Annotated in this window: 18 protein-coding genes; 4 read left to right on the top strand and 14 right to left on the bottom strand. The window is 38.4% G+C overall.

Annotated features, from left to right (window positions below; all coding sequences use genetic code 11):
• Window positions 1-65: 65 nt before the first annotated feature.
• The 8 genes from basJ to basE form a co-directional block, all read right to left on the bottom strand.
• Window positions 66-1,235: an acinetobactin biosynthesis isochorismate synthase BasJ gene (basJ, locus tag MKL51_RS06180; protein ID WP_032005243.1), complete on the bottom strand. Its 1,170-nt coding sequence runs from the start codon at window positions 1,233-1,235 to the stop codon at window positions 66-68.
• A 125-nt stretch (window positions 1,236-1,360) separates the two neighbouring features.
• Window positions 1,361-2,116 carry a 4'-phosphopantetheinyl transferase family protein gene (locus MKL51_RS06185; RefSeq protein WP_032005241.1) on the bottom strand — a complete coding sequence of 252 codons (756 nt, stop codon included), beginning with the start codon at window positions 2,114-2,116 and terminating at the stop codon, window positions 1,361-1,363.
• Between the two features lie 10 nt (window positions 2,117-2,126).
• The gene (gene basH / locus MKL51_RS06190; RefSeq protein ID WP_032005239.1) at window positions 2,127-2,861 is read right to left on the bottom strand and encodes an acinetobactin biosynthesis thioesterase BasH; all 735 of its coding nucleotides are present in this window, start codon (window positions 2,859-2,861) and stop codon (window positions 2,127-2,129) included.
• 71 nt (window positions 2,862-2,932) lie between these two features.
• Window positions 2,933-4,528, bottom strand: coding sequence for an acinetobactin export ABC transporter permease/ATP-binding subunit BarB (barB, locus tag MKL51_RS06195; RefSeq protein ID WP_270904244.1), 1,596 nt, complete (start codon window positions 4,526-4,528; stop codon window positions 2,933-2,935).
• Window positions 4,525-6,135, bottom strand: coding sequence for an acinetobactin export ABC transporter permease/ATP-binding subunit BarA (gene barA, locus MKL51_RS06200; protein WP_017480703.1), 1,611 nt, complete (start codon window positions 6,133-6,135; stop codon window positions 4,525-4,527). The genes barB and barA overlap by 4 nt, the downstream gene beginning before the upstream one ends.
• Before the next feature lie 245 nt (window positions 6,136-6,380).
• Complete coding sequence (gene basG, locus MKL51_RS06205) at window positions 6,381-7,532, bottom strand: acinetobactin biosynthesis histidine decarboxylase BasG (RefSeq protein WP_017480701.1); 1,152 nt, start codon at window positions 7,530-7,532, stop codon at window positions 6,381-6,383.
• 117 nt (window positions 7,533-7,649) lie between these two features.
• Window positions 7,650-8,519 carry an acinetobactin biosynthesis bifunctional isochorismatase/aryl carrier protein BasF gene (basF, locus tag MKL51_RS06210; RefSeq protein ID WP_017480700.1) on the bottom strand — a complete coding sequence of 290 codons (870 nt, stop codon included), beginning with the start codon at window positions 8,517-8,519 and terminating at the stop codon, window positions 7,650-7,652.
• A gap of 17 nt (window positions 8,520-8,536) precedes the next feature.
• Window positions 8,537-10,165 (bottom strand): (2,3-dihydroxybenzoyl)adenylate synthase BasE, encoded by a 1,629-nt coding sequence (gene basE, locus MKL51_RS06215; RefSeq protein WP_032005235.1) that lies wholly within the window; start codon window positions 10,163-10,165, stop codon window positions 8,537-8,539.
• Between the two features lie 161 nt (window positions 10,166-10,326).
• On the opposite strand from basE, the gene basD reads away from it, so the two are divergent.
• Both basD and basC read left to right on the top strand, forming a co-directional pair.
• Window positions 10,327-13,269: an acinetobactin non-ribosomal peptide synthetase subunit BasD gene (basD, locus tag MKL51_RS06220; RefSeq protein WP_270904245.1), complete on the top strand. Its 2,943-nt coding sequence runs from the start codon at window positions 10,327-10,329 to the stop codon at window positions 13,267-13,269.
• A gap of 47 nt (window positions 13,270-13,316) precedes the next feature.
• The gene (basC, locus tag MKL51_RS06225; RefSeq protein ID WP_032005231.1) at window positions 13,317-14,627 is read left to right on the top strand and encodes a putative histamine N-monooxygenase; all 1,311 of its coding nucleotides are present in this window, start codon (window positions 13,317-13,319) and stop codon (window positions 14,625-14,627) included.
• A 64-nt stretch (window positions 14,628-14,691) separates the two neighbouring features.
• Here basC and bauA read toward each other — a convergent pair whose 3' ends face one another.
• The 5 genes from bauA to bauD form a co-directional block, all read right to left on the bottom strand.
• Window positions 14,692-16,992, bottom strand: coding sequence for a TonB-dependent ferric acinetobactin receptor BauA (bauA, locus tag MKL51_RS06230; protein WP_032005229.1), 2,301 nt, complete (start codon window positions 16,990-16,992; stop codon window positions 14,692-14,694).
• Window positions 16,993-17,077: 85 nt separating this feature from the next.
• A complete protein-coding gene (bauB, locus tag MKL51_RS06235; protein ID WP_017480695.1) occupies window positions 17,078-18,046 on the bottom strand; it encodes a siderophore-binding periplasmic lipoprotein BauB in 969 nt (322 codons plus the stop codon).
• 6 nt (window positions 18,047-18,052) lie between these two features.
• Window positions 18,053-18,823, bottom strand: coding sequence for a ferric acinetobactin ABC transporter ATP-binding protein BauE (gene bauE, locus MKL51_RS06240; RefSeq protein ID WP_032005227.1), 771 nt, complete (start codon window positions 18,821-18,823; stop codon window positions 18,053-18,055).
• Entirely contained in the window at window positions 18,820-19,767 is a 948-nt protein-coding gene (bauC, locus tag MKL51_RS06245) for a ferric acinetobactin ABC transporter permease subunit BauC (protein ID WP_032005225.1), read from the bottom strand. The genes bauE and bauC overlap by 4 nt, the downstream gene beginning before the upstream one ends.
• Window positions 19,767-20,708 (bottom strand): ferric acinetobactin ABC transporter permease subunit BauD, encoded by a 942-nt coding sequence (gene bauD, locus MKL51_RS06250; protein ID WP_032005223.1) that lies wholly within the window; start codon window positions 20,706-20,708, stop codon window positions 19,767-19,769. Before bauD ends, bauC begins: the two co-directional genes overlap by 1 nt.
• A gap of 630 nt (window positions 20,709-21,338) precedes the next feature.
• Between bauD and basB the strand changes: the two genes are divergently transcribed.
• Entirely contained in the window at window positions 21,339-23,369 is a 2,031-nt protein-coding gene (gene basB / locus MKL51_RS06255) for an acinetobactin non-ribosomal peptide synthetase subunit BasB (RefSeq protein ID WP_080973500.1), read from the top strand.
• Window positions 23,370-23,438: 69 nt separating this feature from the next.
• Here basB and MKL51_RS06260 read toward each other — a convergent pair whose 3' ends face one another.
• Window positions 23,439-25,286: an AMP-binding protein gene (locus MKL51_RS06260; protein ID WP_032005219.1), complete on the bottom strand. Its 1,848-nt coding sequence runs from the start codon at window positions 25,284-25,286 to the stop codon at window positions 23,439-23,441.
• A gap of 392 nt (window positions 25,287-25,678) precedes the next feature.
• Here MKL51_RS06260 and MKL51_RS06265 point away from each other — a divergent pair, with 392 nt between their 5' ends.
• Entirely contained in the window at window positions 25,679-26,539 is an 861-nt protein-coding gene (locus MKL51_RS06265; RefSeq protein WP_270904246.1) for a siderophore-interacting protein, read from the top strand.
• Window positions 26,540-26,713: the final 174 nt, after the last annotated feature.

The following is a 26,713-nucleotide window of genomic DNA, read 5'->3' on the forward strand; positions in this document are numbered from 1 at the left end:
ATATCTCACTAGAATACTTAGTTATTGTTTTGATTATAAAAATAAAACCAGCCTAGGTTTACTAATTACACAGCAATTTTTGTATTTAGAATATTCAACATGGTTTGCATTTTAGCTTCTGTTTCTAACCATTCAGCTTCAGCATCTGATCCTTCCACAATCCCCGCACCAGCATATAAGCGCATTTTATTTTCACTGAGTAGACCACATCGAATCGTCACTACCCATTCTCCATTACCCTCGGCATCCATCCAGCCTACTAACCCCGTGTAATAATGTCGGTCATAACCTTCATGATCTAAAATAAACTGCTTAGCAACATGAGTTGGTGAACCACAAACCGCTGGTGTTGGATGTAATTCTAATGCAAGGTTTAATGCATTCGGTGCCTGTTGTTTGAGCATACCTTGGAATTCTGATGATAAATGCAGCATTGTTGATGTTTCTAAAATATCTGGAAATTCAGAAACCTTAAGCTCTACACAATGAGTGGCTAAATTTCTAATAATATTTTCAACCACAATTCGATGTTCATGTTGGTCTTTCTCAGAATGATTTAATTCTTGTTGGCTGACGAAATTTTTTTCAGAAATCGGTGATTTGGGCCTAGAACCGGCCAAAGGATTACTGGTTACAATACGACCTTGTTTTGATAAAAGCAGTTCTGGGCTTGCGCCTAGAATATAATTATTATGTTCTACTGGAATCACAAAATTATAAGCATTTGGATTTTGTTTTAATAAAGCAGCCAATAAATTTTCTGGCTCTTGATGATGGTTAAACTCATATTCAACAGCCTGAGAAAGAACAACTTTTTCTACCTTCTTTTTTTCAAAAGCATCTAAAGCTAACTGTACTGTACCTTCAAATTTTTGGCGTTGAATGAGTAATGATTTATTAATTACCTCAATGTTATTACGTTTTTTTAATGAGTTAATCGTAGAAGATGCTTGTGTTATTTTTTTATGATCAGCATAAAAATTTAAGCTACTTTTCTTTGTAATATCAAAAGGTATAGCACCAATTAAAACTGGATTTTGATGGCCTTGCTTTTTAATTTCTTCAAAACATTTTGCAATCTCATCATTAAATAGTGCGGTATTTGCTGCAGGTGTATTTAGCGTTTTAACGAATTCGTTCACTTCGAGATAATAATTTTTCGTAGAGAAACATGAAAATTTCTTTTGACCGATATGATCTAAATTTTGCTCTACTGATATTTGAGTCTGCATCATCTGTATATCACCTCTCACATTGATTTTTTTTCAAGCAAATTCTGTAGTACTTCTTTTTAAATATAGGAGTATAAAAATACTGAAACACACATTAATGCAAATGATTATTATTATCAATAATAAAATTAGTTTTCAATGCAAGAAATTGTAATTATCTCGTTATTTGTATAAAAAAATTGAACTTTAATCTCTAGATTTATCCCGATTGAACTTTCTTGACTAAGATAAAAATAAAGAAACTCGCCATCTAGTTGTTTAAAATTTATATTTTTAAAATCAATAATTTGCTTATATTTTAAATAAATTACTTTAATGATACTTTCTTTAGCAGAGAATATTACCAAATATAAATATGCTTGTTTTTTTTGCAGCTTTTCAATTTCTGCTTGTTCATTTTTATTTAGAAAAACATCATAAAACTCATCTTTCTTTTGAAAAAAAATATGATGTTTTTGAGACTCTATATCGATTCCAAATATTTTTTCTTTAGCCGTGGTATTTCTAGCATATGCGATGGCATGACATGATTTTTTTGATCCAACATGGCTAATCCCACCTATCACTCCTTCGGGCCATAGGGGTTCCCCATGTCTACCTTGATAGACAATAGAATGTTCTAAATTGAGGCTTTGTAATGCATATTTTGCTGCTAAGCGTCCCGTCAAGAATTCTAATTGTCGAATGAAGCGTGAGTTTTTTATCTTCGGTGGAAGAAATATATTCAGCTCCTGATAGATATGATCAAGCTGAGGTATTTCTTTGATTTCACTGAGCTGGACTTTATGTATATCTAGCCCGAAAGCTGTTAGCTTTTCATATTGAATATTTATTTCATCCAGACATGAGTTAGCCCTTCTACTTAACTGCTTCTCCGTATTCATAGCCTGTACTTTATTCAATATTCACGGTCAATGTTTCAACGATGGCAGCAATGTTTTTAAGCATCTTTAGTCGGGTCTCGGGATTGAGAAAGTAGAAATGGTCCCCTTCAAACTCAATACTTCCTAACCAATTTTCTGTGTGTTGTTGCCATGCATCCATTATTCTTTTGTTAGGAATATCAGGGTCCTGTTTGCCATAAAATGCAACGATCGGAACCTCAGTCTTGTGTATGTTCTCGCTAAGCAATTGATCACTAAGATAGAAGTCGTTACGAATGATTTTGAGAAAGAATGTGAGTGCATCCTGATTATTTAAAATTTCATCAGGAAAATTATTGTATCGTTTTAATTCATCAATAATTTTTTCATCAGTTAACTCATGCTTGTACCGCATATGTTGAATATAGTGATGCTCAGGTCGGCTACTTATAACGATTAATCTCAACTGATCAATTATGGTTTTTCCATTCAAATAATTGAGTACTTTCCAAATCAAGCCACCTCCTACACTATGTCCAAATAAAATAAACGGTGTGTCTGAATAAGCTTGTATTTCATTGGCAATTTGCATAGCCAATAGATCAGGATCATCGATCAGTGGTTCATTTATTTTTATACCATGCCCCGAATATTCAATGGGAATAATACGAATATTGTCAGAGATCTGCTTTTTCCATGGATGATAAATACTCGCGCTACTCCCCGCAGGCGGTAAACAGAACATATTATATTGAGGTTTATTCATTTAAGAATTCTCCAAATATTAAGCATTTTTCTTTTATAAAAAATGCTTAAATCAGGTTTCTGCGCTATTTTTTAAACAGAAATTGAAGCTAAATTTATAGTTTGAGTCGGTTGCCAAATGGCTGAATCACGATGTGTCACAAAAATAACCGTAGAAGAAAGAGTACGTATCGTTGTAACGATTTCCTGCTCAGTCTCTTCATCCAAAGCAGAGGTAGCTTCATCAAGTATTAAAATCGGCGCATTTTTGAGTAATGCTCGCGCAATTGCGACCCGCTGACGTTCACCACCAGACAATGCGGTGCCTTGCTTACCCACCGATTGATTAATTCCTTCTGAACTACGGTCAATCATTGCGCCTAATGCGGCATCTCTTGCAGCCTTTTCTATTTCATCATCAGTTGCATCAGGTTTTCCTAAACGGATATTTTCAGCCAGTGTTCCTGTGAACAAAATAGGTTCTTGTGTGACATAAGCGATATTCGAAACCAAATCTTCATATTTCATTTGATCAAGAGCTATGCTACCAAGGGTAATTTTTCCTCTTTGTGGATCATCAAACCTTGTAAGCAATTCAAGTAAAGTACTCTTACCACTACCGCTTGGTCCGGTAACCCATACTCTGCTCCCCGATGCGATGTCGAGAGATATATTTTCAATTGCTGGCGCATAGCTAACGTCTTGTATCGAAATATGATGGCCAGTAGGAATTTGAGGGTGTAATGGCTCAGGCAACTCAGGTGGATGGGTGATCTGATTAAAATTGCGCAGTGCGGCAAACAAATCATTGATATGCAACCCTGCGGTAGCAAGTTCACCTAACGGCGCTGCTGCACGTCCAATTGAGACGAGTAATGCCAATACCAAAGCAGCATGATTGACTCCAGCGATCACCAGATATGTTGCCATCCCAGCAATCGGTAAAACACTTGCCAAGGTTGCAACAAAACTTGCAAATGCAGCAGCACGATTAATCCGTACTAAAGTCTCTTCTTGCTCTTCCCAACGATGTTCTAGCCTTTGGACCGCACGTTCTGGTCCCGAGGCTGTGCGTAATAACTCAACATGATCAACCAATTCCAACGTTGCTTGTGAAGCAGCTAAATCGGCATTATTACGTTTTTTATCAATATGCATGAGTGCACGTTGTGCTAGGAATTGAGCAAATAAAGAGAGTAAAAGTAAGCCTAAAGCGACAAATGCTACGCCTGCTCCAGCAAGCAGGCCTATTCCTATTGTTAGAAATAAAGGCATAAAAGGCGCATGTAAAAAGGTTTGCAATTGATGAGCAGGGATACTCATAAACCCAGGAATTCCCTGTCCAGCAATTGTCTTAATCTGAGCACGCTGTTCATTGGTAAACCAAGAGAGCTTGGCACGAGCTAAAGATTTGCCTAACTCAGCAAATAGGTCTCCTGCTAAACGCACACCAGTAAGGAAGCCAGCACGAGTGACTATAACTGTCACTAATATTGCTGCAATTGCACTGATGAGAACCCAACTTGGAGACCATTGATTGACAATTGCAAATGCCAAGACGGTATATGCGATTGCTTCAATTGCGGCAACAATGATCCATCCGATACCAACAATAATTAATTTTTGCTTGGCTGCACGAGGAAGCATCGAAAAAATCTGATCTTTATTTAATTTAGCAGGAGTATTCATAAAGATTTCCCTGAGTCAGTTGGGCCTTTAAGCACTAACCTGTTGTCGGCATGAGCAGCTAAGGCAAGATCATGAGTGACCATGACGATGGTTTTATTCTGGTTTTTAGCTAAGTGGCTTAATTCCAATATTATTTTTGTCGCATTGGTCTGGTCGAGTGCGCTCGTTGGCTCGTCTAATAAAATAATAGGAGCTGAGGATAAAAACGCACGCGCTATTCCTATGCGCTGTTTTTCACCACCTGAAAGTAAAGTTGCATCTGCATTTAAATCTACTTTTAATTGGGCCTTGAGTAATGCCTGCTCAAGTTGTTCATCATTTGCATTAACGGCAGATAAGGATAAGTTTTCTCTTACTGTGGCCGGTAATACATCTCCACCTTGTGGAATAAACAAAACCTTTTCATGTCTTAGTTTTTCATGTAATTGCAAAATATCTGTTTTTGCTAATTGAACGACACCTTCTTGCAATACAGCGAACCCAGCAAGTGCTCGCAGTAAGGTTGTTTTCCCAACTCCACTTGGCCCTGTAATTGCAGTCATTGAATTTTTTGGAAATGAATAACTTAATCGATCCAATACTTTTTGATTTTCAATTGTAAAGCTTGCATTAACTATTTCGAGTGTTACATCTTGCTCAATCTGTTGTAGATTGCCCGATGAGAGTACTGGCTCTTTTAAGAATGCAGATAAACGACTAGCTGCAGCTCGCCCAGCAGCAACATAATCAAGACCATGCCCTAAACGTAGTGAAGGTGTCACGATGGCCAAACTAAAGAAAAGTGTTGCAGCCAAGGTCATGCTGTCGTATTGATAAGCCACGAGATAGGCTATGGCAAAGGTTGCAGCAGCTTGTAGTAATGCAGTGGCAACAGCAGCGAGTGTTGCGACTTTACTCACCCAAGACACCATATTTTGAGTGAAATTTTGTGCTGATTGGGTATAGGCAGTTAAAGCGCCTGATTGTTGCCCATATATTCGATTATCACGAATGCCGCGCGCATAATCATCAGCAGAACCAATAATATCTAACATGACCTGCATACGTGCAGCACCATCCCGTTTTGATACATGGGGGACAATAATTAAATAATAAAGTGAAGCAATTGCCCCAGGTAATAATACCCAAAGAGCCATCGGGCCAACTAACACAACTAATAAAACAATAGAAACTAAAGGGATTACAGCAAAAATCGCAATTTCCGACGGTAAATGCGCCACCATATGATGTAAAGTTGCGATATCGTCTGAAACCAGTCGTTTTAAGCTTTGGTCACCCTGTTTTGATAGGGTTGTGGTCGGTAACCGAATTAAATGATGAGCAATTTGACGACGTAATCGTGCCGAAAATCCAGCCTCTGCATCATGTACTAACCATGAAGCCAGTGCTGCCAATGCTGCCCCGACTATCCAAAAAACCGCTGAAAAGATCACCCAATAAGAAGATAAATAACCAATCAACTGAATCATGCCCCACAGGGCTGTTAAAATGGCTAAACCAGAAAATACGGCAGCAAGTGTTCCTGCAAATAATTTAGGAAATGCTGGCTTGAGTGCAGGTGCCAAGGAAGAGTCTGTCATCAGATGAGATAACTTTAAATCAGACATGCTTATCTCTCTTTATATTCATAAAAAAAGCGGTACTTAAAATGAAATCTCGCTTCAATTGACCAGCAAGAATTGCCTTTTTCGGCTTTAAAAAAGCATGAATAAGAAAATCGTATAAAAAGTATTTTTTAAAAAACTTTAATTGCATCAAAAACTTCCTAACCACCCTATCAAAATATTTTTAGATCATTTTCTAGACTGTAAAAATTAATAGGGATTTGTCTAAATCATCTTGTTTGATATGACTAAAAACCAACTGTACGTTTAGAGGCACCTTGTAGATCAAAAATAACGTCGTCAATTAAGCTATCAATCTGACGTGTATCTCGGTGATGTGCCGTAGTAATTAAATGAGCCATATTTCCAGAGGTTGCCAGATAATGCTTTTTCCAGATGTGTTCAGAAGGACATGGAAATACCACAGTGATTGAATTCGGATTCCGCCAAGCAGGAATCCCAACAGCCTGAAAGCGATCAACTGCGTACTGGGCCATTTTGAGGCAATGTTGAATTCTCTGCCGTCTTTGTAAATTGGTTTGGCTACGTATTGCCGCCCACATCAACAAGACAGTATGGCCATTGCGAGAACCACTAATGGTTTGATCACGTGTAGAGATATAGTCAACATCTACCGATATACGCTCTACATTTTGGCGTTTGGCCACAACAATGCCACATGGAATCGGTGAGCCAATCATTTTATGACCAGACACACAAATCGAGTCGATGCCATGAGCAAAGGAAAACGCTTGAGGATGATCAACAAAAGGTAAAATCATGCCACTCAAGGCAGCATCGGCATGAATATAATAATCTCGGCGCATGATTCCGATTTGCGCTAAGCGCTCTTGAATTATTTCAATATCATCAATTGCGCCGGTCATGGTCGTACCAATATTTGCAAAAATAATGGGATGACTTTCTTTATTGGTTTTTATTTTATGGATTAAATCATCATAGTCGATTTCACCATTATCCAATGATTCAACCACGCAAGATTTCATCTGCAATAATTTGGCGATTTTTCCCACCGAATAATGCGTATCTTTTGAGTAATATAATGTGGAATCTGGAAATAGCTCACGCGCCAGATAGCAGCCAAACATATTACCTTCTGTGCCACCATTGGTTACGTATCCCCAGCTTTCCTCAAAAGGAATTTGAAAAATTTCAGCAAAATATGCCATCACATCTTTTTCAAAATCAAAAGAATTCAATGCGTAATTGCTATAGTCTTTCCAATCACCACAATTATTAATAGAGAATTTGAAAAAACGAAATAAAGCGGAATAATCAAAATCTGCAGATTCAGGATACCCAATATTGAAGTATTGATGTTTTAAACAGTAATTCCAGAATGTCTCTATTTTCTCTTGATCAGCAGGCGATAAAATCATTTTTTGCTCCGTTAATATGACGATTACAAGTCGTCTAAGGAGTCGCTATCAAAGATATAAATTTTATGTATAAATTTAGCGACCAGGATTTGTCGTATGCCTTATGATGGCAACCCTCTACCCTGCAATCCTTTGCCGTGCATCAACCAATGACCACCAATTTGATAAAGTGGGTGTGCGTCCTAATTCTTCAAAACTAATATTGATTCCCTGTGCTTTGAGTTCCGAAGAAAACTGCATAATTCGTAATGAGTCCAATCCATAAAGAATCAGGTTTTCTTCGGGATCTAATTCATCTTCTTCAATCAGTTGCTGGACCTTTTGCTCTAGCCAAGGTCGTGTAATGCCTGTTGCCACCTGCCCCACTACAGATTCGGTATCAATGACTTGACCACAACGTGAAGACACATATTTCAAAGCTAAGCGGTGTTCTTCTTCTGAAAAATCGGCAACTGCATCCCCAACCAGAAAGGGTTGTATGTCGCTCATAAAAGCTTCAATTGCCGTAACCATACAACCGATATGGGCATAGACACCGCCAATAATGAGCTGATCACGATTCCAGTTTTGCATTCTTTCAAGCAAATCCGAACGTTTAAACGCGCTATAACGCCATTTCTTTAAGACAATGTCATGTTCAGCAGGAGAAAGTTGATCAATAATTTTTTGCTGATCGATTGTTGAGGCTGGCAAACCCGGTCCCCACATCGCATTCAGTAATGCACGATCTGCCTCTGGTTGCTCATAAGGCTGTGCTGTATAGACAACAGGAACATTGTTCTGATGTGCCCAAGTTCTTAGTTGAACTAAATGATTAACAACCGTTTTAATTAATTCACTTTCAGCATCGTAAAAATTTAAAAAGTAACGCTGCATATCATGAATTAATAAAACTGCTCGAGAAGGATCTAACTGCCAGTCTGTTTTATTATTTGGATAACTCTCTCTTTCGGGCATGAGATAAGTAGAAATTTTTGAAATAGCCATATGCTGCTCAATATTTATTAAGATGTTGTAGATGTATTTAAAATGCTGCGAAGTTGTTTTTTGTCCACCTTACCGACTGCAGTCAGTGGCAAACTTTCGATTAATTTGATCTGGTCTGGAAGTTTGTATTGTGCAATACCCAACTCCATGAGATGGCGTCTGAGCACAACAGCTTTAAGTTCAGGATTCCGAGAAACAATAAAGGCACAACTTTTTTCACCGAATTGGTCATCAACAATTGCGACCAAAGCTGCGTGCATAACTTCCGGATGTAGAAGAATAAGTTTTTCTATTTCTTCCGAAGCAATCTTTTCACCACCACGGTTAATCTGGTCTTTAATTCTTCCTACTACACGTAAATTACCATCCGAAGTACGCTGTACGAGATCGCCCGAATAGTAATAGTTGTCCTCATCAAAGACCTGTGAATTATGTTCAGGACTTTGGTAATAACCACAAAAGGTATAAGGTCCCCGAGTCGCAAGCATCCCTATTTCACCTTCTGGAACCTCTTTATACTGTTCATCCACAATTTTGATTTCATCATCAAAACTGATAGGACGCCCTTGTGTCGTAAAGATTTGCTCATCGGAGTCATCTAGTCTGGTGTAATTGACCAAGCCTTCGGCCATTCCAAATACTTGTTGTAATTTGCAATTGAGGACTTCAGGAACTTCACGCGCTAAAGACTCAGGGAAGCTAGCTCCACCTACTTGAAGCAACTTTAAAGACTGGATTTGATCTTTATATTGAGCGGCTTTTTCTAGCCACATAATGACAGCACTCGGCACTAAAGATGCCATATTGACTTGATGTCTTTGAATAATAGAGAAGCAATTGAGCGGTTCAGGATTTGGTGCCATCACAACACATCCACCTGCATGTAAAACGCCTAATGCACCGGGTGAACTCAACATAAAGTTATGCGGAGCTGGCAGAGCGCACAATAACCGGGTATTTGAGTTTAAACCGCAAATCTCGGCACTGGCCCGCACACTATAGTCGTAGTCATTATGCGTTCTTGGAATAAGTTTTGGTGTTCCCGTACTTCCACCTGACAACTGAAAGAAAGCAACTTCATCAGCAGGTGTAGATGAAAAATCGACTAAGGTCTCTGCTGGTGTTTCAATCCAGTCTAATAGTCCGAAATCGGTAGCTTGATGATTGAGCATCAAAATAATTTCAGGACTTAAATTTACATCATGAAGTGAGTCAATGAACTGATTATTGTTAAAGACTTCATGCTGACGCGAACCAATTAAAAGCTTAGGTTGAATCTGTTTAATAAAGGCATTTAGTTCATATTGGCGATGGCTATATAGCGCATTGAGTACGACCACACCAGCCTTAAGCAAGGCAAAAAAGACAATATAAAACTCTGCAACATTGGGAAGTTGTACTAAAGCAGTATCACCCTTGCCCAAGCCTTTCTCAGCTAGTCGAGAAGCTAAATTTGTTGATAGCTGGTCCAGCTCGATATAACTCAACTGACGCTCACCACAAATAATTGCCGGCGAATGCGGATGCGATTGAACCCCTACCGTTAAAATGCGCGTCAAAGGTTGGTCAATCCAATAACCTTTATTTCGATAGTGTTGCGCTCTCTCTGGAGACCAGCGAACAAACTCAATCAACTGTTTTTTCATGACATTCTAAATATTCAATTTAATTTAATGGTTATCAAGCTATTGATTCTTCGTAAATTTTCTTACATATCGGCATAAATATTTAATTTGAATACCGACAAAAGAAAACTCTTAAGACGGACAAGCTATATATTCACAGCAAAATTGGAAATGATTAACAAATGCAACTGGTAATCATTTTCATTTGTTTGTATGATGCTGAAACAAAATTAATTTGTCAACCGAGTTATCATTCAATGTGTGAATTAACTTCGATGCAAGCGGCCTGCTGGTTTGGTCGCTCTGGCAACGCAACTTTAGGTGGGGTTGCTGCCCACCTCTATGCAGAATTTGACGGTCAATTTATTGATCTACAAAAATTACATTTAGCACTTCAACGACTTTATAAAGAACACGCTATTTTGAGATTAAGTTTGAGTGCCGATGGCATCGCAAACATCATGGCTGAGAAGGCTCAACAGATATTAGAAGTCGATGATTTTTCAAAGCTTAGCGATCATCAAATTGAGCAAATGCTCATGCAAAAACGGGAGCAATGGACCCATCAAAAACTTGATTTAAGTCAGGGCCAGACTGTAAGATTTTCTGTAAGTGTTCTTAAAAAGAATATTTTTCGTTTTCATGTAGATACGGACATGATTGCTATAGATCCGTCCAGCTTCTTGAATTTAATGGAAGATCTTTCTTTGTTTTATGAAGACCTAGAAATATCATTCTCCCGTCCGCCTAATTTTTTTGACTGGTATCAAAAAAAACGGACAGACCCTGACCTAAAAAAATTAAACCAACGAGACCGCTTATGGTGGAAACAACGTCTGCCTCATATTAGCCCTGCTCCGTCTCTACCTTTCATACATCAAGAATTCAAAACAGCAAAAAGTGATCGTTTAAGTACGTGGTTATCGCCGGAAGAACGAAAAGCATTACAACAACTTGCTAGAGAACAACACATTACTGTGACTAACCTGATATTAGGTTTATTTGCCTATACGCTTGGTCATGCAACCAAAGATCACAGCTTCCGATTAAATATTCCTACTTTTTGGCGTGAGCCGGTTTTAAAAAATGTCGAAGGCACTATTGGTGATTTTGCTAATTTAGTCATCCTTGATGTCGATATGAATGAGACGACTACCTTAGCCGCATTCTGCAAACAAATAGCAAATCAAATGTTTGAGTTATTAGAGCATTCACATTATTCGGGTGTTAATGTTCTACGTGACTTATCCCGTTATCATGGTAGTGCACAGATTGCTCCCGTGGTATTTACAGCGGCACTCGACTTAGAAAATGATAATTTACTTTCCGAACGTGTCCGCCGTGTTTTTGGCTCAATGAATTGGGTCATTTCACAAGGGCCGCAAGTTGCACTTGATGCACAAGTTGCTCATGTAGATGACGGTATTTTAGTTAACTGGGACATCCGTTTAGATGCTCTACCCAAAGAATGGATTACGAATTTATTTGAATCTTTCATTCATTTACTTAAAAATCTTGCAGTGCACCCTGAACAACTTAATACACAAATTATAAGCCCAGCCCAAAATACTCCATCAGATCGTACGTCTCAAAAACCATTAAATGCATTACAGCAAGCCTACCTATTAGGCCGAACTCAAGCCCTTCCTTTAGGTGGTGTTGCCATGCAAGAGTTTAGGCAGTATCACGGCAAAATGGATATTGTTTTATTAAAACAACGATTGACAGAAATGGTACGGCGGCATGACAGCTTACGAACCTATATTGATAAAAATAGGTTAGTACAATATGTAAGCGATCAAGTGAGTGTCAATTTAAAAGAAATAGACCTAACTACATGGGAACCTGAACGTGCTTCTCACCACATCCAGTCCTATAAAAATAGTTATACGCATGAGCTATTTGATTTAAATCAGTCACCTTGGAATATCACTGTATTTTTATTAAAAAATAATCTATTAACGATTTTTGTCCGCTTTGATGCATTAATTTTAGATGGCCGATCTATAGCTTCACTTATGTTAGAGCTGTTTGATGGACAACAAAATGATATCCAAACACAAATAGAAAAAAATGAAGTTGAAAATAGCTTATCTGTTCATCAGACAGATATGGCTTACTGGGAAAGAAAATTTGCTAAATTATCTAACATTCCAGCGCTTCCGTGGAAAACACCCTTACAGCATTTACCGACTTCACGTTACCAACGTAATAGTCTGGTTATAGAGAAAGCTCAATTTAAACAGTTGTCTAAAATAGGTGCAAAACATTCGCTGTTTAAAAACTCAATCATCATGGCGATTATTTTGGAAGTGCTATCTCATTGGAGCACGGACAAATCTCTATGCGTTGCTGTCCCTACACTTCCCCTCTATGCCGGACCATTTTCCAATAGCTCTACGTTTATTGCTGTTGAATGGAAAACTTCAGATCAATTTGTTGAACAAGCAAACCGTTTGCAAACTGAAGTTTTAGAGGGTTTACAGCATCTTTCATTTTCAGGCGTTGATCTCGCTCGGCTATTATTTGAAAAAGTTGGCACTGCTCCAGTATTACCGATTGTAATTACAAATGGTTTATCATGGCCTGTATTATCTGAATCTCATCCTATTCAGCAACAAGATGGCCTTACTCAAACACCTCAAGTTGCAATTGATATTCGCTTTAGCACAAGAAATGACGGCGCTTTAATTTTCGATATTGATTATGCTCAAGAAGCATTTCCACCTCACATGATTGAAGATTTCTTGAATGCACTACAATTAGCAATCAAGCAAATTATTGGTTCAGAAATATTCAGTTTTGATCTCAGTAATTTTTTCAGTGAGCTTCAAAATAAACGACTATATTTTAAGAATAATGAGTCTGACCACTCATCTATACCACTTGAAAATAATGCTAAACAGCAAAATCAATTACTCGACATTTATTTAGAAGTGATAGGCCACACGCCAAATAAGAAAGTGGACAACTCAACTCATTTTACTCATCTCGGGCTGCGTCCACATCATTTAAAGGTCGTTTCAGAACGTATTAATGAAAAATACGCGATTCAGCTCTCACCTGTTCAACTTATTCAATGTCGCAATATTGCTGATGTAGAGAAATTACTAACACCACATTAATTCGTCTTTTTAACTTTCATCATTTTGGAAACAGATAAAGTATAAACATGAAAAAAATAGATATTACCGGAATTGGTATTGGACCATTCAACTTAGGTTTAGCTGCTCTTTTGTCTCATCATCCCGAAATCAAAAGCGTATTTTTAGAACGTAAACCAGAATTTCGATGGCATGAAGGGTTGCTATTGCAAGGTACGACATTACAAGTTCCTTTCTTTGCCGACTTGGTTACTATGGCCAACCCTTGCCATCCCTTAGGCTATATTAATTATTTACATCAACATGATCGCTTACATCAGTTTTATTATTACGACAGTTTTTTAATTCCACGCCGTGAATACGACCATTATTGCCGTTGGGCTTCAAAACAATTGCCGGATTGTCGATTTGGAGAAAACGTAAGTCATGTGGAATATGACGGCAAGCTCGATAAATTTATTATAGAAAGTGAATCAGCCTCGGGCGAAAAACAAAAATATATAAGCCAAAATCTGGCGATTGGTATTGGGACTAAACCTCGAATTCCTACGTGGCTTGAAACATGCAAACACCCTTTAGTAAAACATTCTGCGGAGTTTGCAAAAATTCAGGAACAACTCAAACAGTGTAAACAAGTCACGGTTATTGGCTCGGGCCAGAGTGCAGCAGAATGTGTACTTGCTTTATTTAATTCACTTACACCAGAACAAGTAAAAGCAGGTGCATCTATTCGTTGGATCACACGTTCTGCTGGCTTTCACCCAATGGAATATTCTAAACTTGGGCAAGAATGTTTTACCCCTGCATATATGCAATATTTCCAAAGCCTGCCTAGAGATAAACGCCGCGATATTGCTGCTAGTCAGGGCCTGATTTATAAAGGAATTAGTTTCTCAACCATTGGTGATATATATGATGTACTTTATGAGCGTTCAGTGGCAGGTGAAAAATCCGGTTTAAGCCTATACACAAGCTGTGAGGTTGAATCGGTTGAAGAACTTGAATCGGGTTCTCTGCGTTTAAACTGTTTGCATACCCAACTCGATCAACGATGCGAATTAGAAACTGATGCCCTTGTCGCAGCTACAGGCTATGTTCATGATTGGCCTGAATGGTTCCAAAATATGAAAGGTTCTATTTTATCTGTTGATGATAAAAATGATTGTATTGTTCAAGAAGACTTTACCGCTTTACGTTGTGATCAAGGAAAAGGTCGTATTTTCATTCAGAATGCCGAGATTTTTCAGCAAGGTGTAGGTTCTCCTGACTTAGGGATCGGGGCAACCCGAAACTCAGTCATTATTAATCAATTACTAGGGCGTAATGCTTATCGAATTCCTAAACAGTCTTCTTTCCAGCACTATGGTTTGCCAGAATAAAATATGAATATCATAAAAAACCCGCGATTGCGGGTTTTTTTATTCGGTTGAAGATTACAACAAATTAAAAGTCATATGATACAGATAGCATATACGTTCTTGGTGCGCCTAAAGCCAAATTCGTCAATTGTGGCTGTGCCCAATACGCTTTGTTGGTTAAGTTATAGATATTGGCACGGAAAGTAACTGGGTGGTTCTCGACTTTCGTGCTATAGCGTGCGCCAACATCTAAGAGCGTACGTCCAGGTACGGACAAGGTATTTTCTGCATTAATATATTGCTTGGAAACTGCATTGATATTTCCTGATAAGGTTAAAGTCCCTTGTGCTACTTGAGTATCCCACTCTGCTCCAAGCTTAGCCTGATTTTTTGGCACAGCAACTGCTGTATGACCATCGTTTCCTCCACCGTTAGTCTTAGTAAGTTCAGGATCAAGATAGGTAAAGCCACCCATTAAACGCACATGTTCAATTGGTGAACCAAAGAATGACCATTCAATACCACGATTTCGTTGTTCTCCATCCGAAACAAAGGTAGGTAAGTTATCCACAAGCTGTGAAGCATCTAAATAACTACTTGGTTTGGTAATTTCAAATGCACTCAATGTATGCGCAAATGTCCCCAAATCAACCTTCAAACCAAGTTCCTGTTGTTTAGTTTTTTGAGGAGGAAATATTGTCCCCGCATTTGATGCAGTTGCAGGCGCCTGATCACCCTTTGTCAAACCTTCAATATAGTTTGCATAAACAGAAATTTTATCATTCGCTTTAATCAGTAACGCGACACCAGGCGTGGTTGCTGATTTAGCATTTTCAGGTAATGTATTAACAGAACTTGTTGCTTTTACAGTCTGATGACGAAGTCCTAAAGTCAACTGTACTTTATCTTGAGCAAACGACAATGTATCGGCTAAACCGAAGCTAGAGGTAGAGAGTGTCGAATGAAATAGAAACGGCGGTGTAAACTCCGGTTTAGGCCCCCAATTTGGATTTGGATCATAAATATTCGTAATAACAGGCTTACTAAAACCTGGGATAATTCTATAACCATAATCATCTTGTGCATGATTATAGTAAGTTGCGTTGGCGACCCATTGATGTTTCACAGGCCCCGTCTCAAACTTGCCTTTAAAACCTGCATCTGCTGATTTTTTATCGACTTCAAAAGCAAGTTGTCCAAGCATTGAACTCAGTGTTCCAGTGCTACTCGTAATCGTCCCTGCACTTGCCCCATTATATTTATATTTGGTTGTACTTTGTCCATAAGCCGCATATGCCATCAACTGATCAGAAAAATCATATTCGCCACGAATCATGGCACCTTTATCTTTGGTTTCCACAGAGCCCCAATCCGGACTAAGCAAGGTATCCGCTTTCGGTGGTTTCGGAATTCCAACTGCTGTAGAGACGTTAACACCACGTGTCACACCATCAACATGATCTAAGGCATCGTAAGCATCAACAAAAACACGTGCTTTTTCACCTTGCCAATCTAAGCCAAGCGAAAATAAACGACTTTCTTTCGATTGATCATTAACTGCTGCATCACCATCTCTATACATCCCATTGATACGAACGCCGAATTCTTTATTTTCACCAAATCTTCTTCCAACATCGACATGTCCACCAAACTGAGCATCCGACATATATGTCGTAGTCAATCGTGCAAACGGTTCATCAGCCGCATATTTGGTCACTAGATTTACCGTTCCACCCACCGATCCTGCTGGCGGCATCCCATTTAACAAAGCGGAAGGACCTTTCAACACCTCAACGCGGCTAAACATTTCCGGAGAAGTTCGATAAAACGGTGTGATACCAAAAAGTCCGTTCATTGACATATCATTCGTGCTCGAAGCATATCCACGAATATAATAGTTTTCACTCCAACCACCACTTGCACCGTTGGTATATATCGATGGATCAGTTGCTGCAATCACTTCTGTAATATCTTTTGCCTGTTTATCTTCGATATATTTATCGGTATAACTAATCGTATTAAATGGCGTATCTAGAAATTTTTTACTACCGAGAAATCCAACATTGCTCGATGTTGCAACTTGTCCACCTGCATAAGTATCGTCTTGTTCAGCTTTTACGGTAATTGCTGGTAAAGCTGCTACATTTGTTTGAGCAGCTTGTTGTTCTAGAGTTTTTGTTGAATTATTAATAACAGCAGCATAGGTATTTGATGCACATAGTACAAATACAGTGCCTAATGCATAGCCTAATCGAAGGGCTATTTGTGCAGATGCAACACCATTTAATATAAAAGAACGGTGATTAATTCTTTGATCATTCCCACTTTTAAAATTACGGTTATCGCTAACGTTGTTCATTGAAAGACCTTTAATGTTGTGATTCATTTTTTATTAACTATCTGCTTAAAATACAAAGCAAAATAGTGAAAATTTATGCTGTAAAATTTGATTAAGTGATGTACCTAAAAATTTATTGGTAGCCTTTTTTCACATCTTCCATCACTATTTTGAGTGAGGTTGGGCTTGCAGCCGTGGTGTACCACGCATCGGCATCGACAAAAATGACACGACCGTTTTTCCATGCTTTGGTTTGACGTAATAATGGATTTTCAACACTGGCAGCATTAATTTTTGAGCGATGTTCCATCACAGCAGTTCGGTCCACGATATAGAGAATATCTGGGTCCGCTTTTTTGATGAATTCACTCGAAATAGGTTGCCCATGTAGACTTGTATCCATCACACCACTTGCAGGCTTTACCCCAAAAGCATTAAAAATAAAGCCATAGCGTGACTGAATACCAAAATTACTAAATGCCCCATTGTTATGAAGAACGACTAACGCTCTTTCTGGGCGATTGGCCGTTACGGCTTGTACTTGCTTCAACTGTTCATCGAGTTCAGAAACTTTCTGGCGGGCTAAATCTTCTTTATTAAATATTTTTCCTAAGGTCATCATATGGTCTTTAACCAAACCAATATGATTACTCGCGCTATTGTTGAAATTAATATCGTAATGAATGGTCGGGGCAATTTTGGACAGTTCCTGATACTGATTAACGTGTAATGGCGTCATCAAAATCAAGTCTGGTTTTAATGCATATATCCGTTCCATATTGGGCTGCACAATTGCACCCAAATCCTGAATCTGTGCATCTTTTTTATATTTTTCCAAAAAGTGTGGAACATAATCTTTTGGCATTCCCATAATCGGGACATTGAGTTGATCTAGAAAGTCAGCTTCATTCATATCAAGTACGGCAACGCGTTGCGGTAGATGATCTATCACCGTAGTTCCAAGCGCATGTTTTACCGTAATCGGTTCTGCTAGCTTCTGAGAAGCTTGAGTGGTATCTGCAACTTTTTGATCACATGCTTGTAGAGTGACAGCTGCCGCTATGATGAGGGCTACTCCCCCATACTTTTTCTTCCAGTTCATATGTATTCAAGCTCCAGATGAGTTGAAGTAATTACACATACAGCCACGCTCACTGTATGTAATTTCAAAATCAAGCTCGTACAGATCATTTAATTGCGCCTCTGTAATCACTTGTTCGGTTAACCCACTGAAATGAAACTTGCCGTTCTTCAGCGCGACAATATGGTCCGAATAATTCGTGGCAAAATTGATGTCATGAATGACTAAAATCACAGTGCGCCCTTGTTCATCACATAAGCGCCTGAGTGCGCGCATAATTTGAACGGCATGTTTCATATCAAGGTTATTTAAGGGTTCATCTAATAAAAGTACGTCTGTTTGCTGTGCGATCGTCATCGCCAAAAAGGCCATTTGCCTTTGACCACCACTAATTTCATCGATGTAAGATTTGCGCAGTGGTTCTAAAGAAAGAAACTCAATAGCCTCATCAACCACCTGACGATCTTGCTCGGTTAAAACACCACGGCTATAGGGAAAGCGTCCAAATGAAACCAGCTCTTCTACGGTTAAGCGCAAATTAAAGCCAGGTGCTTGACGTAAAGTCGCGACATGCTTGGCGTAAACAGCGGTTTTAATATCCGCAATATTTTGATGATTAAGAAAAATCTCGCCTTTATCTGGTTCAATTAAACGTGCCATCATCATGAGCAAAGTCGATTTTCCAGCTCCATTTGGACCAATGAGTGACGTCACCTGACCTGTAGGAAATTCAACATTTACGTCAGTCAGTATTGGCTTATTTCCATATGACTTATTGATATTCTTGACATGAATCATGCAACACCTCGGGTACGAACCGTCAGCGCAAGGAAATAAATGCCACATACCAGATTGACCAAAATGCTGACGGTCGTTTTGTAATTAAAAACGTGCTCAACTAAAATTTGAGCAGCAATAAATATGGCAATCGTGATGGCACAGCCCATGGGCAGCGTTAATTTATGCTTATAACTTCTTGCTAGTGCATAAGTAATGTTGGCAATAAATACGCCCATAAATACTGTCGGGCCAATCAGACTGGTAGATACCGCAACCAAAATAGCGATTAGGGCTAAATAGAAACTGACATAGCGGTGATGATGAATACCTAATGAAATGGCTTGCTCACGTCCTAAAACCAGAACATCCAAAACAGGGAGTGCTTTTCTACCGAGGAATAGAACAATGACTACGGCTACACTGGCATAAAATAAAGTTTCTGGTTGAGAGCGATTAAACGAAGCATAGCTAAGGCCTTGGAAAACAGAAAATTCACCAGGGTTAATTTTGAGTTGAATAAATTGAGTAACCGTCCCGACGACCATCGTAAGAACTAACCCTAAAAGCAACAGGAGAAAGACATCATTTCTGCCATATGGCAATAACCACTTATGGATTACCCACGAATAAAGCAGCATTAAAACGATTGAGATAAAGAAATTACCATTTACCCCTAACTGACTTACTCCATGTGTTCCCCAAAAAAACAACAACAAAACTTGCCATAAGAGATAAATCGCTTCGTAGCCCATAATTGAGGGAGTCAAAATACGATTACCGACCAGTGTCTGAAAAACAATCGAGGAAAAAGCAACGCAAATACCGGCTATCACAATCGTGGCAAGACGCAGAAGTCGATTAGGAATGACGTAATCAAAATCTAGTCCTGAGTTTAAAAATAAAAAACATACTGCTAGGCAGATGACAATCAGATAAATCATCCATAGCTTTGTAATACGCATTATCTGAACTCCCTCAAAATGAGGATGAGGAAAATAATTCCCCCCACACCACCTGCGGTAAGTCCGATTGGCACTTCAAATGGATAAATAATCGAGCGACCAAGAATGTCGCAAACCAGTAATAGAGACGCCCCACCTAAAGCCACAATGGGCAAGGTTTTAGCTAAGTTTTCTCCGTATTTCAGTGCGACCAAATTGGGGACCACAAGCCCGACAAAAGGAATGGCGCCAACAGTAATTACTGTGGTTGAAACTGTAATGGCAACCAGTATTAAACCAATGGCGGCTATAGCTGCATAACTAAGTCCCAAGCTAGAAGCCATCTCTTCACCCATACCAATCACGGTAAAGCAATGTGCAAAAAGATAAGTCAGGACAACAATCGGAAAAATAATGTAAATAACTTCATAGTGGCCTTGAACAATTTTTGAAAAATCTCCTAAAAGCCACCCTTGCATACTTTGTAAAATATTAAAGCGATAGGCATAAAACTCAGCTAAGGCACTCAGTACACTGCCGTACATCAAGCCAATAACCGGTACTAAAACCGTATTTCTAAAACGGATCCGCCGAATAATTGCGATATAAATTAAACTGGCAATAAAACAAAAAATGATCGCAAATATCATCTTGCTCAGCGTGCTGGTTACAGGAACTAAAGTTAATGACACTAAAATTCCCAGTTTGGCAGCATCTAAACCGCCCGAAGTTTCCGGTTCAACAAACTTGTTACGCACAATATGCTGCAAGATGACACCACATACCGCCAACCCGATACCGGTAAGCACAATGGTAATCAAACGAGGAATACGGCTGGCTGTAAGAGTGAGCCAACTCTCATGAGAAAAAGAAAATAAGGTAGACCACTGTATTTGCTCAGCTCCGAGCAATAACGAACAAATACATAAAAGGATAAAAATACAGAATAAGCCAAATCGCATCAGTGGCGTGCCCCACTTGAGCGTAATAAAGCCAATGCAAATTGCAAATTTAGTCCCATCAAACCAAAGCGAGGGAAAATTTGTTCAACATTTGATGGGCTTATTAACCTTTCATGATTGAATATTCTCATGAAAATTCCTCAATTTTATCGAGACAACAAAATAAGTTCCTTTTGAATAGGCAAAATCACAGCCCTATTCTGAGGATCGTTTTTTTCATCTTTAAATTATTCTTGCTGAACCAATTTCGAATTAAATAATATTAATCAATTACTTATTATTTATTTTCTATTTTAAAAATTCGTCATTCTCAATTGGCACCATCTTCTTGCAAATAATAATCTTGATGTAAATGAGAATCAATTATAGTATGTTTAAAGGTAAAATGTAACCCTACTGTTACATCAGTACAGTTCATGTGGACATCAACTCATTAGAAAAAGGTCAATTTTTGCAAACAAGCAAATCTATAACATTATGAATTATATGAAATTTAATCTAATGTAAAAAATTTGCGAAATAAAAATTGATGAAAATAGCCATTTGATAAACCAGGATTCATTTATGTTGGAACAATTTTCCAAATCGCCCTCTCTCCTTTCGGTTACTGATTACGAAGAACATATCTGGATGTTGCAATTACAGCAGCCTGAACAAGTTAATCGACGTTTTAATCTGTGGAAAGTTAATCAAGGTTTAGACATTCAACTGCTGATTAAAGCAATTCAAGACATTATTAAAACTACGCCTGACTTAAATGTCCGCTATACATTTAGTGACGAAGGCGATTTATACAAATATCCATTTGATGACCATTCAGCTTGCCTAGAATTAAAAAAGAGCAATACAGAACAGGTATTTGAGCAGGTAGCTACCTTAAAAGCGCAATCATGGAATGCAGAATTTCATCCCCCTTTTTTTACAAGTCTCGTAGAAACTGAACAAGACTATTTTCTTATTTTAGCGCTCCACCCGATTCTTGATGAAAGCTATCAAAAGTCAGATTTCATTCAGGCTATACAAAATCGATATCAACAATATTCACCAAATAATATGCCATTGGTACTGACTGAAATTGATATCTCACATCATCTAGATACAAGTTTCGCAAAAGCGCCACAACAACCTAACCAAACCTATGTTTCAGAAATTATTTTAGAAGAGTTCCGAAATACACTCGCTGAACCAGAAATGAGCCAACATGATGACTTTTTTGATTTTGGCGGCCATTCACTCTTAGCAACACGAATTATTGGAAACCTACTCAATAAACATGGAATTGAGATTCAATTTAATGATTTCTTTAAATCCCCATCTGCTGCTGACTTAGCCCAATACGCTTTCGTTAAATCTGCAAAAACTGAAAAATCCACCTTACAAAGTGTCGATAAAGCCCCGCTTACTTTAGCTCAAGATTTCCTGTGGCAAGCTTATTCTGCGTTCGATTTTAGCCCAATTTATAACTTGCCATTTGCCGTAGAATTCCTTGAAGAAATTAATGAAGATATTTTCTTTCAAGCCTTTACAGATATTGTTGAGCGCCATGCAGGTTTACGCACAATTTTTAATACCGACAATGCTCAAACCTATCAACAGGTGGTTCCTACATCTGAACTTCATCAATTCAAATGGTTTTGGAACAGTGCCGAAAGTCACGATGCAACGCTTGCAAGTGAAGCTTCATATAAATTTGATTTAACACGCGAACTTCCATTAAGAATTCGTTTAATTCGAAATGCTCAAGGCCGCCAAACTCTATCGTTTTTAGTTCATCACATGGTGATTGATGAATGGTCTTTAAATACCATTATGGCTGACCTTGCGCATGCTTATCTTGCTCGTTCAAATGCTCAAGCACCAAACTGGAAGGTACCCGCCCAATCTATTCTTGATTTTTCTTTACTCCAGCAAAAACAAGGGATTAACCAAGACCATCTAAATTATTGGACTAACCTGCTAACAGGAGCAACCAAAGGTTTACATCTCCCTGTTTCGGAACATGAGTTAAATGCTGAAAAGGAAAAACCTCCAGTCCAATGGCTCGAACTTAAATTTGCACCGGAAATGCATGAAAAGCTTCTCGCATTTTCGAGACAACACAGCTCTTCTATTTTCGCGGTTCTCTATACTGCAATCGCCAATGCGTTACAGCAACAAGGTAATTTAAAAGATATTGTGATTGGTACTTCTGCATCTGGACGAACTGATCCTGAGTTTTTTGATACGGTGGGTTACTTTACGACCATGGTGGCGCATCGCACACAGTTTAGCCCTTCAGATTCATTCCAATCATTGCTCCACAATATCAGCACAATGATTAATACCTCGATGGCCTATGCAGATATTCCTATCAACCATATTCAAAATGCATTAGGAATGAGCGCCGATGAAGGACTGTTATTTGATGTGTTTATTCATATCCATTCAAATAACGCTTTAAACGGCGCGCTCAAAACACCTCAGGGACAAGATCTTCCTTATCGTCAGATCTTGCCAGAACGTGATGAATCGATGTTCGGATTACATTTTGAAATTATGGAAAATGTGATTGATGGACAACATCAGTTAAGCATGATCATTACGTATCAAGCCCACCGCTTCCCGACAGCAACAGTGCAAAGTATCTGTGAAAAAATTAAGGCAACCTTAGCTCAAATCTAGTTGCCCTAAAACCAATCATGTGCTTAAAAGCAAACATCTCAACTCCGCTTTTAAGCACATTTCAATTTTCTATTTTATTTGCTGCTCTACTTTATTCACCACATCCTGAATTGTTTTGCAGCTAATGAGTGTATAAAAATCAATTTCTGTATTGAGCTTTTGAGAGAGTTTCTGAGCAATACTCATGAGTTGTTTCGGACGAACTCCTATCGCTAATATTTCACTTCTATAAAAAATATCCATTCTTTCAGCTTGGCTGTCAGCGATGCATTCACGGAAAACCGATAAAACCGAGTCTCCTACCTCAGCGACTGATAACTGTGTTTTAGAGGAGTTTGTAGACAACATAGAAGATACGTAAATTTTCCCCTGAGCGATTTCTTGCACAGCTTTACGATCAATTTTTCCATTTCGGGTCAAAGGAATGGTTTCGAGGACCAAATATTTCGAAGGAATATGTGAACTCGGTAAATGCACTTTTAAAAAGTTCTTTAATTCAGGGCTATTTAAGCGAGTAGTTTTGTATTTATTTTCTAGGGTGTAAACGGCGACTAACTCTTGAGTTTCAGTCGTTGGGTGTACACAACTTACTATCACACAGTTATGAATATACGGATTCTTCGTTAAAGCATTTTCAACCTCGGCCGCAGAGATTCTCACACCTTTTATTTTTAAATAACCGTCCTCACGTCCAGCAAAAATAATATTTCCATCTTCCCTAAAATATCCTTGATCACTCATGCGAAAAGCAGTTTGAGTTTCATTTTCACTCACTTGAATTTCAACGAAATCTTTATAATAAATTTCCCCATCAAGTAAATAACCATTAGATAAATTCAGGCCGGACATATACATCGTACCGACCTCGCGCATTTGGCAAGGCTTCAGATTTTCATCCAAAATATAATAACGGTTATTTTCTAAAGCTTTTCCATACGGAATAATTTCCTGATCTTGCTCATTTATTTCATGCCATATACTCCAAATTGTGGTCTCGGTAGGTCCACCTAATGAAAATAAACGAGTGTTAGGCAATTGTTCTCTTATCTTCGAGACGAGTGAAGGTTTGATATAGTCGCCGCCTTGGGCAATTAAACGCAAAGACTGTAGTTGTTCTTTTTGAGCTACACTGAACAGCATATCGACAATGGCAGGCACACTGCTCCAAAGCGTAACCTTGTAACGATCTACTAAATTGGCCCAGACAACAGCATTTTTACTTTGCTCAAAAGATGGAACCACCAAAGTTGCACCCACTGCCATTGAAGCAAATACATCAAATACCGACATATCATGATGAAATGGTGTTACAGCCATAATCACATCGTCAGCAGTAATTTTCCATTCCGAGATCGTCTGTTGTAGCGTGTTTTCTGTGGCTTGATTATTTAAGACCACACACTTCGGAGTCCCTGTACTTCCCGAAGTATATAAATAATATGCCGGACGTCGGTTGATTTCGGCATTAAAGCTCGGTTTGTGCTCAGTTGTAGCCGATAAAATTTCATTAATATTTAGGTTTTGAACACCTGCAATGGATGAGTCACTCACCACAACATCTGCCCGACTATTCGTCAATAAATAGTTCAGTCTCGATGGCGGAGAATCCATATCTACAGGAAGCCAAATGATGCCAATAAGCGCACATGCCAAAGCGGTATAAATATGCTCAGGACTTTTTCTTAAGCAAATGGCTACCACAGACCCTGTCGCCAAATCTTGCTTTTTTAGCGCATACATGACTTTGGCGACCTGAGCCCCTACCTCAGCATAACTAATGCTACGGTCTTCAAAAATAAGTGCTGTTCGATGGGAATTTTGATCAAAAATATTTTCATAAATTCGCTTTAAGAAATTTTCTACGTTGTTATTTTTATCATTCATTTGCCCTAAATTTTGACTCAAATCTTTTAGCATTTATCTTGGTCCTCACCCTATTCTTTATGCAATACCACCCCACCTAATATTCAAAACAAAGTTATAAAAATGTCGTCTTTATCGCTGTTTGTTCGAATAATAGATATCCCAGCACAATAATACAAATGATAATCATTTACAATTAATATTGTGAGAAATATCAATTTTCCCCCTTTAAAAGCCATTTATGAAAAATGATAAATATCAAAACAATAAGATAATTTTTAACCTTAGGTCTAATCGTTTAGAGGTCTATATTTAGATCTAAAAACCACAATTAATAATGATTATTATTTACATCTAGAGCCAACTTGGTTATCGTAATGAATAGAGAGACTACATCTATATCAATTATTACGCTCTATAGTAATCATGAAGCTTGGGTTATATGTATGACAAAAATTGCAGAAAAATCGAAACAAGTATATGGCGACTTACTAAAAGAAAAAGACCATTTACAAGATATGGAACAGCTTGAGATGACTATCGTCTCGATCCATACGCCGTATCCGTCCATTGTCAGAATTCAAGGAAAAATCAACACATTACAGCCAGAGCTTTGGCAAGCTCCCAATTTAGCAATTCGGTTAATTGTGAGCAATCCGCCAGAGGGACAACCCATCTCACGCGTCTATACGGTCCGTTCATTCAATCCTGTAAATGCTCAAATCGAAATTGATTTTGTTAAACATGAAGATTTAAGCCCAGCAATGGAATGGCTTAATTCAGCTCGAGTGGGTACAAAAATCGGGCTTATTGGCCCCCGCCCTCATTTCATTCCCAATTTCATACATAAAAAACATGTGGTCATGTTTGCCGACGATACGGCTGTACCCGCGTTATATTCGATACTGAATGAATGGAAAAATGGCGTAAGTGCGGATATTTTCATTGAGAGTTTTGAAAAAGATATTGCTAGCCAATTACCCCGTCATGACCACGTCAAAATTCATTCGTTCCATAAAGAACATCACAGGCCACAAAAAGGTCTTCTTTTAAAAGCAGCATTTGCACTAAAAACTTATGACAATATTACGATTTGGGCGGCTTGCGAACGCAAAGAAGCCAGAGCTTTACGCCAGTTTTTTCTAGAAGACAAACAGTTTAATAAAAATGACGTGCGTATTGCTGGCTATTGGAGAGATGGCGTATCAAGTTCAGAACTAGACATACTCCGTGCTCAACATTATCAAAAACATATTCAGCAAGGTAAGACCTTGAATGAATATGATGACCTTGATTTAGCGAACTAAGATCAGTAATCATTTGAATAAAGCCTGCCTTGTGCAGGTTTTTTTATGAGTCAACATATATCTATAAATATAAAACTATACGACCATATCAATTATGCAACGACATGTTGCAGTTAACCTATTTTTTAGCCCCACATAGAACATTATTATATTTCTCAAGAGATAAATAAAAAT

The organism is Acinetobacter sp. AOR18_HL, assembly GCF_027855145.1.
In the GTDB taxonomy this organism is placed as follows: Bacteria; Pseudomonadota; Gammaproteobacteria; order Pseudomonadales; family Moraxellaceae; genus Acinetobacter; species Acinetobacter pittii.